The 13,131-nt window shown below is 72.3% G+C and carries 11 protein-coding genes; 6 read left to right on the top strand and 5 right to left on the bottom strand.

Annotated features, from left to right (window positions below; genetic code table 11):
- The first annotated feature begins 7 nt into the window (after window positions 1–7).
- The 6 genes from V2J52_RS13060 (at window position 8) to lanKC (ending at window position 6,236) form a co-directional block, all read left to right on the top strand.
- The gene (locus tag V2J52_RS13060) at window positions 8–172 is read left to right on the top strand and encodes a daptide-type RiPP (RefSeq protein ID WP_331228161.1); all 165 of its coding nucleotides are present in this window, start codon (window positions 8–10) and stop codon (window positions 170–172) included.
- 56 nt (window positions 173–228) lie between these two features.
- The gene (locus tag V2J52_RS13055) at window positions 229–390 is read left to right on the top strand and encodes a daptide-type RiPP (protein WP_331228160.1); all 162 of its coding nucleotides are present in this window, start codon (window positions 229–231) and stop codon (window positions 388–390) included.
- Window positions 391–507: 117 nt separating this feature from the next.
- Entirely contained in the window at window positions 508–1,305 is a 798-nt protein-coding gene (locus V2J52_RS13050; RefSeq protein WP_331228159.1) for an ABC transporter ATP-binding protein, read from the top strand.
- Entirely contained in the window at window positions 1,305–2,039 is a 735-nt protein-coding gene (locus V2J52_RS13045; protein WP_331228158.1) for an ABC transporter permease, read from the top strand. Before V2J52_RS13050 ends, V2J52_RS13045 begins: the two co-directional genes overlap by 1 nt.
- Window positions 2,040–2,046: 7 nt before the next feature.
- Window positions 2,047–3,696 carry a daptide biosynthesis intramembrane metalloprotease gene (gene mpaP, locus V2J52_RS13040; RefSeq protein ID WP_331228157.1) on the top strand — a complete coding sequence of 550 codons (1,650 nt, stop codon included), beginning with the start codon at window positions 2,047–2,049 and terminating at the stop codon, window positions 3,694–3,696.
- Window positions 3,693–6,236: a class III lanthionine synthetase LanKC gene (gene lanKC, locus V2J52_RS13035; RefSeq protein ID WP_331228156.1), complete on the top strand. Its 2,544-nt coding sequence runs from the start codon at window positions 3,693–3,695 to the stop codon at window positions 6,234–6,236. The genes mpaP and lanKC overlap by 4 nt, the downstream gene beginning before the upstream one ends.
- A 57-nt stretch (window positions 6,237–6,293) precedes the next feature.
- Here the strand turns inward: lanKC and V2J52_RS13030 are convergent, their stop codons facing one another.
- The 5 genes from V2J52_RS13030 to V2J52_RS13010 form a co-directional block, all read right to left on the bottom strand.
- The gene (locus V2J52_RS13030; RefSeq protein WP_331228155.1) at window positions 6,294–7,517 is read right to left on the bottom strand and encodes a class I SAM-dependent methyltransferase; all 1,224 of its coding nucleotides are present in this window, start codon (window positions 7,515–7,517) and stop codon (window positions 6,294–6,296) included.
- Between the two features lie 28 nt (window positions 7,518–7,545).
- Window positions 7,546–8,664, bottom strand: a complete 1,119-nt coding sequence (locus tag V2J52_RS13025; RefSeq protein WP_331228154.1) for a DegT/DnrJ/EryC1/StrS family aminotransferase — start codon at window positions 8,662–8,664, stop codon at window positions 7,546–7,548.
- Window positions 8,661–9,665 (bottom strand): NAD-dependent epimerase/dehydratase family protein, encoded by a 1,005-nt coding sequence (locus V2J52_RS13020; RefSeq protein WP_331228153.1) that lies wholly within the window; start codon window positions 9,663–9,665, stop codon window positions 8,661–8,663. The genes V2J52_RS13025 and V2J52_RS13020 overlap by 4 nt, the downstream gene beginning before the upstream one ends.
- Complete coding sequence (locus V2J52_RS13015; protein ID WP_331228152.1) at window positions 9,662–11,017, bottom strand: NDP-hexose 2,3-dehydratase family protein; 1,356 nt, start codon at window positions 11,015–11,017, stop codon at window positions 9,662–9,664. Before V2J52_RS13015 ends, V2J52_RS13020 begins: the two co-directional genes overlap by 4 nt.
- A 276-nt stretch (window positions 11,018–11,293) precedes the next feature.
- Window positions 11,294–13,063 (bottom strand): dolichyl-phosphate-mannose--protein mannosyltransferase, encoded by a 1,770-nt coding sequence (locus V2J52_RS13010; RefSeq protein ID WP_331228151.1) that lies wholly within the window; start codon window positions 13,061–13,063, stop codon window positions 11,294–11,296.
- Window positions 13,064–13,131: the final 68 nt, after the last annotated feature.

Here is a 13,131-nt window from a genome sequence, read left to right as displayed (position 1 = left end):
GGGAGACATGGACGCGACTATGCAGGAGGCCCCGCTCGAGCTGGACCTTCAGGAGCTCGAGGACCTCGAGGCACCGGGCTGGGGGGACGTCATCGGCTTCTCGGCCGGCGTCGTTGCCAGCAGCGCAGCGACCTACATCGGTTCGGCGCTGGCCATCAGCGCGATCACCTGAGGTCAGCACGCTGATCGACAGGTGGATCGCCCTTGACCCCAGGAAGGAGGAATGACATGGAGAACATCATGGAAGCTCCGCTGGAGCTGGATCTCCAGGAGCTCGAGGACCTCGAAGCCCCGGGCTTCTGGAGCGCGTTCAGTGCCGGCGCCGCGGTCGGTTCGGCCGGCGGTGCTGCGTACCTCGCGAGCGCCATCGCGGTGAGCGCCATCACCTGAGGCAGCTGCCGTCCCGGTCGGGTGCACCCGGCCGGGACGGCACGGGTGGCTGTGGGGGCAGGACCGCTGGTCCACGTCCCGCAGCCACGACCCAGCACGACCCCGTAAGGAGCAGAGGTGGAAGAACCACAGCACAGCAGCCCGAGCATCCGGCTGACGAACGTCACCAAGCGTTACGCCGGTGACGCGGTCGCCCTGAAGGACGTCACGTTCCACGCCACCCCTGGTCGTGTCCTAGGCCTGCTCGGGCGCAACGGTGCCGGCAAGACCACGGCGCTGCGCATCCTCATGGGGCTGACGAAGCCCACGGCGGGCGTCGCGCACGTCCTCGGGCAGCCCTACCCGGACCTGCCCCGCGGTGCTCGTCGTGTCGGGACCAGCTTCGACGACTACGGCAGCCTCGTCGGCGCATCCGGCCCACGTGAGCTGTCCATCTTGGCCACGACGCTCGGGGTGCCCCAGCGACGTGCTCGAGAGGTCCTCGAGCTGGTCGGGCTCAGCGGGGTGGGACGCAAGCCGGTGAAGGCCTACTCGACGGGTATGCGCCGGCGCCTGAACCTGGCGATCACGCTGCTGGCCGATCCGGAGGTCGTCGTGCTCGACGAGCCGGCCAACGGCCTCGACCCCGATGGGGTCCGGTGGCTGCGCGACCTCCTCGGCGGCCTGGCCGCCGAGGGACGCACGGTCCTGCTCTCCAGCCACCTCCTCGCCGAGGTCGAGCAGACCGTCCAGGACGTCGTGATCCTGCAGCAGAGCGTGCGCTACAGCGGCTCCCTCGCCGACCTCACCCGTGACGGGACACGTCGCCTGGAGGCGGCCTTCTTCGACGTCCTGGCTGATCAGCCGACGAGCGATCCCGCACGGCACGCCGAGATGATGGACGAGCAGCGAGCGGCAGAAAGGACGGGTCGGTGATGGCACTCGTGCAGGCCGAGCTGAAGAAGATCTGGACCGGCAAGATGTGGTGGGTGCTGCTGGTCATCGCAGTGCCCTGGTGTGCGTACATCGCCTACAGCTTCGGTGTCCTCGAGACCCAGGAGGCAGGACCGGTCGACCCGGCCGCGCTGACGAGGACCGTCGCCCAGCAGTGGTTCCAGATGCACCTGTTCACCAGCGTGCTCGGCGTCATGGCCGTGACCCGCGAGTACTCCAGCAGCACCGTGGCGCGCAGCGTCCTGCTGGGTGGTGGCCGGACCCGACTGTTCTGGTCGAAGACCGCGGCGGCCACGATCGTCGCCGTCCTGTACGGACTGCTCGCCGTCGTGCTGGCCGTCGCCAGCGCCTGGGTCACGCTGCCGCTCCTCGATGTCGAGCCCGTATGGAGCGGTGAGCTGACCCTCACCCTCGTCGGGGTCTTGGCCGCGAGCGTCCTGGCTGCTCCGTGGGGCGCCTTCCTCGGCTGGATCTTCCGCAACCAGGTCGTCGCCATCCTCGTGCTCCTGCTCCTCACCCTCATGGTGGAGCCGTTGCTGCTCCAGGTGAACAGTGAAGCCTTCAACTGGACCTTCTCGGTCGCGCTGCAAGCCATCTACCGTGACCCGCACGAAGGACTGCTGGCGGTGCCGGTGGCCTACGCCGTCGCCGGCGCGTGGATCGTGCTCAGTGGCATCGTGGGTTACTCCATCCTGCGCTCGCGCGACGTCAGGTAGGCCAGCGGTGACGACGACGAACCGGTCCCCGGAGCCTCCTCCCGCGCTCCTTGCGCGCCCGCGCCGAGCGGAGGGGGTCGAGGTCTCTGCGCCCGCGGACGAGGGGGCGCCCTGGGTGGTGAGCCGCGGCGGGTCCTACCTGCGCGTCGGCGCCGACCTCGCCCGGTTGATCGAGGGCCTCGACGGACGCTCGGACCATGAGGAGCTGGCGCTGCGGCTCGGCCCCCGGTGGAGCGCGGACACCGTGCGCCAGGCGGTCGAACGGCTGCACGGCGCCGGTCTCATCGATGACGGGCAGGGCAAGCCGAAGGACGCCAGGCGGCGGCTGAAGTTCGTCCCGCCGCTGACCGTCCAGCTCACCCTGTTCCGCCCGGGCCGGGTCTTCGCCGGCATCGTGCGCTCCGGTCGTGGCCTCGCCAACCGCGTGAGCCTCCTCCTGCTGCTGGCCGTGGCTGTCGCCGGGATCGTGGCGCTCCTGGCGTCACCGGCGCGGACGGTCGCGATCTTGGGCGCTCCGCTGCCGTGGCAGGCCTACCTCGCGGTCATCGTGGCCGGGGTCGTCGCGACCACGCTCCACGAGCTGGGGCACGGCGTGGCGCTGATGCACCAGGGAGGCCGCCCGAGCCGGCTCGGCGTCATGCTCTTCTACCTGGTGCCAGCCATGTTCTGCGACGTGAGTGACGCCTGGCGGCTGCCCCGGCCACGTCAGCGCGTCGTCGTCGCTCTCGCGGGTGTGCTGGTGCAGGCGGTGGTGGGAGGGGTGGCCGCGCTCGCCGCCGTGCTGCTGCCGCTGCCCGATGCCGTCGAGGCCGGCCTGGTCGTGTTCGCAGTCATCAGCTACGCGGCCGGCGTGCTCAACCTCATCCCGTTCGCGAAGTTCGACGGGTACATCGCGCTGATGAGCCATCTCGACCGCCCGAACCTGCGGAGCGACGCCATCGCGGACGCCCGGGACGAGACCGCTCGGGTCCTGCTCGGCGGGCGGCGGGGCGAGCGCCGGCTGCCCGACCTGTCCTGGGCCGTCCCCTACGGGCTGGCCTGTCTCGCGTTCCCGGTCCTCCTTGTCCTGACGGTGCTGGGCGTCTACTCCGACGTCCTCGCCCGTGCGGGTGTCGTGGGGGCGCTCGTTCTGGCCGGGGTCGCGGTCTACCTCATCTTCCTCGCCGTCCGCGGCGCCGTTCGACTGATCACCACAGCTCGCCGCCACGGCGCGAGATGGGGCCGCATCGCCGGGGTCGTGACAGCGGGTGTCGCGGCTGTGGTCGCTGCCCTGGTCGCGGTTCCCGTGCAGTACGGCATCGCCGGCGGATACGTCACTACGCAGGGATCGAGCTATTTCGTCGTCATGGAAGGGACGCAGATGATCGAGACACCATCCGTGGGAGACGAGGTCACGATGTACCAGTCCGGCATCCTGCTGGCGCAGCAGCGCGGGACCGGCCACGTGACCTCCGACTCCGCCCGGCAGATCGAGGCGCCGGTCGAGGCCTTCGTACCGCTCGACGCGGTCGACGACGCGGTACTTCCGGCAACGGCCTGGCCGATCGAGTCGTCGGGCCCGGTGGCCCAAGGTCCGGGCACGGCGGTGCTCGACCTCGGTGATCGCCCGCTCGGGCAGTGGCTCTACCTCACCTATGTCGCTCCGGTGCTGCGATGACCCGGGCGCACCTGGCGTTCTGCCACCCCGGGACGCCCTTCTTCGACCTTGGTGCCCGCGACGAGGACCTGCCCGTGTTCGCCGCTCTGCAGCGCCCCGTGCGGGAGGGCTGGCAGCTGACGCGGGAGCCGCAGTGGACCCACCTGGTGCCCCGAGAGACCGAGCTGGTCGCGCAGGGGTGGAAGATCCATGTCTCGGCGACGCTCGCCAACTGCGACCGTGTCCTCGAGGCCGTGATGGGCTACTGCTACGAGCACGTCCTGCCGTTCAAGGTCCTCCCGGGGCCCGAGCACCTGCGGCGCCGCAACGCCAAGGACGGCGACCGCACCGCGAGCGGCAAGTTCATCACCATCTACCCGCACGACGACGCCACGCTGGAGCGCACCCTGACCGAGCTCGGTGACCTGCTCGACGGGGAGGAGGGGCCGTACATCCTCAGCGACCTGCGATGGCGCGCAGGTCCGCTCTACGTCCGCTACGGCGCCTTCATCACCGAGATCATCGAAGGCGAGCACGGCCGGCCGATCCACTGCATCCGCGATCCCGAGGGCAATCTCGTCGAGGACCGTCGCGGGGTCGCGTTCCGGCCACCGTCGTGGGCCCCGGTGCCTGGCTTCCTCGACGAGGCGCTGCAGGCCCGGCAGCAGGGCCGGCTCGAGGGCTTCAACTACCGGGTGCACGGAGCCATGCACTACTCGAACGGGGGCGGGGTCTACCGTGCCTCCCACGCCGAGACCGGGCAGCCCGTCCTGCTCAAGGAGGCTCGACCTCTCGCGGGGCTGGACGACACGGGCCGGGACGCGGTGGCGAGGCAGGAGACCGAGATCTGGGCGCTGCGCCAGCTTGACGGACTCCCGTCGTCCGCGCGCCTGCTGGACCACGTCCGCGGGCACGAGCACCGGTTCCTGGTACGGGAGTTCGTCGAGGGAGAGAGCCTCGTGCAGGCCGTCACCCGGAAGAACCCCCTCGTGCGCGGCGAGCGCGACCCCGGGGAGAAGGCGGCCTATGCCGCCTGGGCGCTGGACGTGCTGGAGTCGGTCGAGCAGGGGGTGAACGACATGCACGAGCGCGGTGTCGTGTTCGGTGACCTCCATCCTGGCAACGTGCTCGTGCGGGAGGACGGGACGGTCGCCTTCATCGACCTCGAGACCGCCAGCCCCCTCGACACAGCCGCGCCGCAGGTGTTCGCCGCACCCGGGTACCGGGCCCCGGCGTCCTACCGGGGCGAGCAGACCGACCGGTTCGCACTGGGCTGCATGCGGGTTGCGGTCCTCGCGCCGGGGGCGACGGACGGATTCCTCTGGGACACCGGGAGCGTCGACGAGGCCATCCGGTTCGTCCGGGAGGAGTTCGAGCTCTCCGACGAGTACGAGGCCGCCGTGCGCGCCGACCTGGGCGCGCTCGACAAGGCCGTCCCGGAAGCCGCCGGCAGGCCACCGGTCCCCCGCTTCGACGAGGTGACCTGGCCTCAGGTCAGGGGCCAGATCGCTCGCTGGATCATCGACAGCGCGACCCCGGAACGGGAGGACCGGCTGTATCCCGGTGACATCGCGCAGTTCGCGCGCCCGGGGGCGGGGCTGGGCCTCATGCACGGTGCCGCGGGTGTCCTCGTGTCGTTGGCCGACGCAGGGCAGACGCCTCCCGAGGAGCACGTGGACTGGCTGCTGGGGCGGCTGGCGACCGGCCCGGTGGTGAGCACCGGTCTGCACGACGGCCTCGCCGGGATCGCCTATGCCCTCGAACGGCTCGGCGCGAGCGACCGGGCGCGTGAGCTGGCCGAGGCGACTGCGGCCCGTGCGCTTGACGATCTCGACCAGGGCCTGACCTCCGGGCTCGCCGGTGTGGGCCTGAGCCTGGCCTGGTTCGCGACACGCACCGGTGACTCGACGTTCCTGGACGCGGCGACCAGCGTCGCCGACCGGATGCTGGCCGCCGCCCCGGAGCCGACGCCCCCTGGCCTGCTGTACGGCGGGTCAGGCCGTGCGCTGTGCCTCCTGGCCCTCTACGACGCCACCGGGGACACGCAGCTGCTCCTGGCAGCAGACGAGGCGGTACGCACCGACCTGGCGCTCTTCGGTCACGAGGTCGGCGGCCGTCCGGTGCCCCAGGACATCGAGCCGGTGCGCCGGGGCGCGATGGCCGGCCCCGGGGCGCTCGCTGGTGACGGCGGGGTCGCACTCGCGCTGAGCGAGCTGCTGCGCAGGAGAGAGGACGCCGAGCTCGCCGAGGCCGCCAGGCGGATCTCGCGGCGTAGCGCGGGCACGCTGGTCCCGTGGCCGGGGCTGCTCCGCGGCCGCTCCGGGACGCTCCTCGTGGCCGCCGCCGGGGCACCGTCCCCGGACCTGGACCGGCACGTCCAGGGGTTGCGGATGAACGCACTGGCCGGCTCCGAGGGACTCGCGTTCTTCGGCGACAGCCTGCTGCGGCTGTCGTGCGACCTCGGCACCGGGGCCACCGGCGTGCTGGCGGTGCTCGACCGGGTGCTGGGCAGCGGTGGCCGGCCCGGCCCCGCCCCGGTGCACCTGTTCGGGACGGCGTGATCGCCGCCGGTCAGCGACCGTAGAGCACTGAGCGGGGCCCCTGGGGGAGGGGCGCCGTCATCGCCCGCCGACGAGCCGGACCTCGGGGACGTACTCCAGCCACTGCCCGCCACCCTGCTCGAACGCGGCCTCGTTCGTCTTGATCTCCTCGGCGTGGTTCCACGCGAACAGCACCGCGACATCCGCGGTGGTCGAGGCGAAGTCGTCCGCGGCCACCACGGGGATGCCCGAACCGGGGGTCAGTCTCCCCTGCTTGGCCGGGGTGGAGTCGTAGACCCGATCGATGAGATCAGGACCGATCCCCGCGAGGTTGAGGACCGTGGCGCTCTTGGCGGTGGCGCCGTAGCCGACCACCTCGCGCCCCTCGTCCCGCAGCCGGGTGAGGGTGGCGAGGAGATCGTCCCGGACAGCCGTGACACGCGCGGCGAACGCGGCGTAGGTCGCCGGGTCCCCGAGCCCGCTGGCTGCCTCGGCGTCGAGCATCGCCCGGACGGCCGGCCGCACCGGGCGCGCACCCGCACGGGCCAGCGTGTAGCGCACCTCGCCGCCGTGCACCGGCAGACGCTCGACGTCCACCAGCTCGAAACCGTGCTGGCGGGCGAGCCCGCTGACGCTCTGCGCGGAGAACAGGTAGAAGTGCTCGTCATAGATCTGGTCGAAGGAGGTCTTCGCGATGACGTCACCGAGGTAGGGATCCTCGAAGACGAGCACGCCCTGCGGTGCGAGGATCTCCTCGACACCGGCGAGGACGGAGTCGAGGTAGGGCAGGTGACACATCGTGTTGGCGGCGTAGACGACGTCGGCCGCGCCGAGCGATCCCAGGTGGGCGCGGGCACTGTCCGCGTCGAAGAACTCCGTGGTCACCCGCACCCCCCGGGAGCGGGCCACCTCGGCGACCGACGCCGAGGGCTCGAAGCCCAGGTGCGCCAGCCCCGCCCGGGCGACGTGCTCGAGCATGACACCGTCGTTGCACCCGATCTCCACGACGACGGCGCCGTCGTGCCCGCAGTACTCCGTCATGAGGTGCTCGGCCGTCCGCCGGAAGTGCTCGCGCATCCGGGACGAGCCGGAGGAGAAGTAGGGGTAGTCGGCGTGGAACATCTGCTCGCGCGGCACCTCGGCCAGCTGCTGGACGGCGCCGCAGGTCAGGCAGCGTCCCATCTGCAGGTGGTAGGTGAAGCTGGCGATCTCGTCGGCAGGGCGGAAGGCGTCCGACAGCGGCTGCTCGCCGAGGTCGAGGAACTTCTGCACGTCTCCTGAGCAGATCCTGCATCGTGTCACGGTCGTTTGTCTCCGGGGGTCGTGGGGGCTACAGCGAGGCCAGGGCGCTGCGCAGGCCGGTGATGACGGTGTCCTGCTGGGCGTCGGTGAGCGAGGGGTACATCGGAAGGGAGAAGATCTCCTGAGCGAGTCGTTCGGCCACCGGGAACGAGCCGGCCCGGTAGCCGAGGTGGGCGAAGCCGGGCATGAGGTGGACGGGCCAGCGGTAGCTGACGTTGAGTCCCACGCCGTGCTCGGCGAGCAGCTCGATGATCCGGTCGCGCTGCGGGTGGCGGGCTACGTAGAGGTAGTAGGAGTGGACGTTGCCCTCGACGACCGCCGGGAGGACGAGGTCGGTGTCCCCGAGTGCTTCCTCGTACCGGTGGGCGAGGCGACGGCGGGACGCGAGGTACTCGTCGAGGCGGCCGAGCTTGCGCCGGAGGATCTCCGCCTGGACCTCGTCGAGGCGCGAGTTGTGTCCCGGCAGCTCCTCGACCGCGTACCGGTCCGTCATGCCGTAGTAGCGCAACCGGCGCAGCGACGTCGCCACGTCCGGCCGCGCTGTGACGACCGCACCGGCGTCCCCGTAGGCCCCCAGGACCTTGGTCGGGTAGAACGAGTACGCGGCGGCATCGCCGGTGGTGCCGGCCATCTGGCCGTGCTGCAGCGCGCCGTGGGCCTGCGCGCAGTCCTCGAGCAGGGCGATGCCGCGCTCGTCGGCGATGGCGCGCAGCCGCGAGATATCCGCGATCTGGCCGTAGAGGTGGACCGGGAGCAGGCACCGGGTGCGGTCGGTGAGCACGCCGGGGACCTGATCGACGTCCATGAGGTAATCCTCCTCACGGACGTCGACGAAGACCGGGGTGGCGCCGACGGCGTCGATCGCCACGACCGTGGGCGCAGCGGTGTTCGGGACCGTCACCACCTCGTCACCCGGGCCGACGCCGAGCGCGCGGAGCGCGAGGACGATCGCGTTGGTCCCGTTGTCCACGCCGACGCACTCGGCCGGGGCGGTGCTCGAGTGGATGGCGGCGAACTCCTCCTCGAAGCCCGTCACCGACCGGCCGAGCACGAGCCGGCCGGAGGAGAACACGGTGTCCACCGCGTCCAGGATGTCCTCCCGCTCCGCGGTGTACTCCGCGAGGTAGGACCACACGTTGATGCTCATCGATCGCTCCGTCGTCGCTCTGCTGTCTGGATGTAGGACACAAGGTCGCGGACGCCGGCCCGCAGGGTGGCGGCTGGGCGCCAACCGGTGGCCCGCTCGAACGGTTCGCGGTCGACGACGACGTCGAGGAAGTCGGCCGGCACCGCCCAGTCCGGGGCCGGGACCGACTCGACGGGAACGAGCACCCCGCTCACGTCCGCGGCCTCGACCGCGACGAGCTCGGCGAGCTCACGCACCGACAGCTGGTCGGGACCGCCGACGGACCACACCGGGGCGGTCGGCTGCGCGCCGCCGCACCGCGCGGCGCGGACGAAGGCCGTCGCGGCGTCCCGGACGTGCACGAGGTTGCGCCTGACGTCGGCGCCGTGCCAGACGGTCAGCGGCCGGCCACGGACCGCCTGGCGTGCCATCGACGCGACGACCCCTCGTCCGGGGCCGCCGGCGCCGACGCCGTAGACAGTGCTCAGGCGTAGCGTCGCAGACCGTACCCGGCCCTGGGTCGCTGCCTCGGCCAGCAGCTCCTCGAGCGCCTGCTTGCGCCGCTCGTGGTCCGAGGGGGCGTGTGCCGGCTGCCCCGCGGCGGAAGCCGGGGGGACCGTCGAGGCGAGCATGACCAGGGGCGGGACGCGGCCGTGCTCGCCGCTCCGGGTGGCGGTGGCCTCGAGCACCTCGGCGAGGAGTGCGAGCTCCGCGCCGTCCCCGGCGGTGCGCCAGGTGGTCGTCGGGCCGCTGGGGGCGACCAGGTGAATGACCACGTCCGCCCCCGCCACGAGGTCGGCCGCGGCGCCGGGCACCGATAGGTCGCGGGAGATGGCCTGGACATGTGCCGCACCCGGGCTGCCCGGGGGGCGGGTGGACGTGGTGGCGCGGCGACCGACCGTGACGACCTGACGCGGGGCGGCCCCCGGCGTGCCCGGGGTTGCCGCAGCGAGGGCGGCGACCACCTCGCTGCCCAGGTATCCGGTGCCGCCGAGGACGACCGTGCGGCCGGGTGCGGTCACGGCAGGTCACCTCGACCCGTCCGGTGGAGCGAGGACACGCAGGAGAGCAGGCTGCGCAGCTCCATGGTGACGGTCCGGCCCTGCCGGGCCAGCGCCCGCAGCTGGGGGAGGGGCACCCAACGGAAGCCGGGAGGCGGTGGACCGAGCTCGGTCACCGTCACCAGGTGACGGTTCCGGGCGTGGTAGAAGCGGCCCCCCTCGTCCGCGAGGGTGCCGTCGAAGACGATGCGCCCGAGCTCGCCGTCCCGGACCTCGCGCAGCAGAGGCGGCCACGCGTCCGGGGGGAGGTGGCCATGGTTCTCCGGGGCGCACTGGACTGTCGGGCCGACCTCGGCCCGCCCCCAGCTCCCGGTCTCCACGTGCAGCCGCACGAGCGCGTGGAGACCGCCCGGCCCACGGGCGAGGGTGAGGGCGAGCAGCCCGGTGAAGCGTGGCGCAACCATCGGTTGGCACCAGCTGCTGACCTCCCGGCCGCTCGCCTCGACCCGGACCCCGATGACATCGAAGTAGCGTCCGGCCTCGTGGGAGATGGCATCCTCGCCGACCACCCAGCCCGCCATGGCGCCGAGGGGGACCGGACGAGCAGTGAGCACCGCGGCGCGACGTCCCTCGTCGAGCCAGCGGGAGACGTCGGGGTCGATGGTGGTGGCGACGGCGTGGATCGCGGCCGTGGCGTCCGCGGTAAGCCCCGCGGGCAGGCCGCCGAGGATGGACCGCAGGTCCATGTTCACCAGGTCGGCCTGGTCGTGCATACCCCACAGGGTCTCCAGCGGCAGCCAGTGGAACCCGTCCTGCGCCGCGACGTCGGCGCTGGTCTCCACCACCATGTTGCGGTTCTGCTTGGCCAGGAACCGGCCACCGATCTCCGACTGAAGGACGTCGAGGTGGACCTGCCGGGGCGGGGCGGGGCGTGCGGGGTCGTGCAGCTCGAGGAAGTGCTCGAGGTAGGGCACGGCCGCACCGCCATGGACCCCGCTGTAGTTGCTGTGGGTCGCCTGGACGGTCGGTGAGAGCTGAAGCCCGCTGGGGTTGCCGGGCTCGGCCTTGAGCTGGACGAGGGCGCTGACAGTGCCGCCGGCCCGGCGCACGAGCAGGCCGAGCACTCCGACCTCGGGCTGCCGGATGATCGGCTGGTGCCAGCTGCGCCCACGGCCGTCGTCGACCTCGAGGCCGATCACCGAGAAGAAGCGGCCGCTGTCGTGGCTGAACTCCGCGGCGTCGGGCCGGCAGTCCCAGCGGGACACCTCGCGCAGCGGGACCTGGGCGGCGTCGGTGCGCTGGCGGGTGCGTTCCTCCTCGAGGACCCGCAGTACACCGGCGACGTCGGTGGGCACCGCGGCAAAGGTGCTCATGCCGTGACCACCGCCTCGGTGACGAGGCGATGACAGGTCGCGGGCTCCCGTCGCATCGTCGAGCGGCGGCGGGCGAGCTGCTCCGTGCGGCCGGCGCCCATCACGCTCCCTGCTCGGTCACTGTCGAACTGCCGCGATCACGCTGTCATACCGGCGCGCAGACGTGTTCACGCGCGCCGGTCGTCACCGTACCAGAGCACTTCTGCCGTCCGCATCGAGGCGGGAAGGCCGCGGTCATGCCCGGCGGAAGCGGTCGGACACGCCCGGCGGAACCGGTCAGATCCAGAAGCTGCCGAGCCACATCCGGGCGCGCCACGCGTCGTACGCCAGGGTCTGGCCGGTCCACACCGGCCAGAAGAACACGAACAGCGCCAGCGCGAGCAGGCACACCGCGGCGATGACCACGAGGCCCGGCCGGGTGCGCGGCGCCGTCCCGACGAGGTCGTCGCTGCGGACCGCACCGCCGTCGAGCGGCGCGACGTCGCCTCGCCCGCGCGCCCGCGACCAGCCGCCGTGCAACGGTGGCAGCAGGCCGGTGAGCCAGCCGATCGCGAAGGTCAGCGCGAGTGCGACGAACGGGGCCAGCGCGATGGCGTAGAAGGTGAAGATCGTTCGGTGGGAGTAGGCGAACCACGGCAGGTAGGTGGCGGCGTAGCCGGCGAGCACCACCCAGGCGCGCCAGTCGCGTCGCGCGAACGCCGCCCACAGCACGACGACCAGCGCGAGGACGCCGAGCCACCAGATCGCTGGGTTGCCCACCGAGCTGATCGCCTGGACGCAGCGCTCGGCGCCGCAGTCCGGGTCCCCCGGGGCCGGGCTCTGCCAGTAGAAGGAGGTCGGCCGCAGCTGGAGGAGCCAGCCGGCCGGATGGGCCTCGTAGGAGTGCTCGCTGTCGAGTCCGTTGTGGAAGTCCCACATCCGGCGGTGGTACTCCCACCAGGAGTTGAGCGCGTGCGGCAGCCACGCCCGCTCGACGGTGCCGTTCTGCGCCCACTGCTCGGCGGCCCACTGCCGCAGGTAGCCGCCGGAGGACGCGAACCAGGAGAACCAGCCGAGCACGTAGGTCACCGCGGCGACCGGCACGAGGGCGACGAACGCCGGGACGCCGCCCCGGAACACCCCGGCCCCGAACCACAGCCGGGCGCCGATGGCCCGGCGGGCGCACAGGTCCCACACGACGACGACGATCCCGAAGACCGCCAGTGCGTAGATCGAGGACCACTTGACGCCGGCGCCCAGCCCGAGCAGCACGCCGGCGAGCACCAGCCACCACCGGAAGCCGGTGCGCGGCCCCCACGGGTCCGAGAGTCGGCCGTCGCCGCGTGCCGCGAGGTCCGCCGCGGCGGCGCGGGCGAGCCGGCGCCGGCTCTGCTCCCGGTCGAGGAGGACGGCGCCCAGCGCGGCGACGACGAACATGCCGAGGAAGATGTCGAGCAGCCCGATCCGGGAGCCGGTGAGGTGGAGCCCGTCGATCGCCAGCAGGAAGCCGGCGACCGTCCCCAGCAGCGTCGAGCCGAGCAGTCGCCGGGTGATGCGGGCGAGGAGGAGCACGGTGACAGCGCCGGCGATCGCGGCGGAGAAGCGCCAGCCGGCGCCGTTGTCGGCGCCGAACAGCCGCAGCCCGACGGCGATCAGCCACTTGCCGATCTGCGGGTGGACGACGTAGTTCGCCTCGGTCGACAGGTCGGAGAAGTCGCCCTCCTTGAACCGGTCGTTGGCGTCCTCGGCCTCCCACTGCCCCTCGTAGCCCAGGGTGAGCAGCGAGTAGGCCTGCTTGACGTAGTACGTCTCGTCGAAGATCAACCGGGTGGGGTGGTTGAGGTTGACCAGCCGCAGCACGGCGGCGATCGCGGCGACGACGAGCGGGCCGAGCCAGCCCCACAGCCGGTCGGTCGGCCGGGCGCGCAGCAGCCGGGAACGGAGGTCGACCTCGATCTCGTCGGCGCTGCGGCGGTCGACCGTCGTGGCGACGGCCCGCGCGTCCTCGTCGTCGACCGGCGAGGCGGCGAGGTCGGGGGCGGGGCCGGCAGGACGGGGCGTGCTCACGGGGCGAGTGTAGGTGTCGGCCCGGGCGCCGGACGACGGCCTCGGCATCGGTGGGAGACACTGCACGG

The organism is Georgenia sunbinii, from assembly GCF_036421875.1.
GTDB classification, from domain to species: domain Bacteria; phylum Actinomycetota; class Actinomycetes; order Actinomycetales; family Actinomycetaceae; genus Georgenia_B; species Georgenia_B sunbinii.
The sequence above is the reverse complement of the archived record's forward strand: the minus strand, read 5'-3'. Positions and strand labels throughout refer to the sequence as shown.

Bases quoted from the DNA above. Each gene is read 5' to 3' on its own strand.
- V2J52_RS13060 (WP_331228161.1), top strand. From the start codon at position 8: ATGGACGCGACTATGCAGGAGGCCCCGCTCGAGCTGGACCTTCAGGAG.
- lanKC (WP_331228156.1), top strand. From the start codon at position 3,693: ATGACCCGGGCGCACCTGGCGTTCTGCCACCCCGGGACGCCCTTCTTC.
- V2J52_RS13015 (WP_331228152.1), bottom strand. From the start codon at position 11,017: ATGAGCACCTTTGCCGCGGTGCCCACCGACGTCGCCGGTGTACTGCGG.
- V2J52_RS13025 (WP_331228154.1), bottom strand. From the start codon at position 8,664: ATGAGCATCAACGTGTGGTCCTACCTCGCGGAGTACACCGCGGAGCGG.
- V2J52_RS13045 (WP_331228158.1), top strand. From the start codon at position 1,305: ATGGCACTCGTGCAGGCCGAGCTGAAGAAGATCTGGACCGGCAAGATG.
- V2J52_RS13055 (WP_331228160.1), top strand. From the start codon at position 229: ATGGAGAACATCATGGAAGCTCCGCTGGAGCTGGATCTCCAGGAGCTC.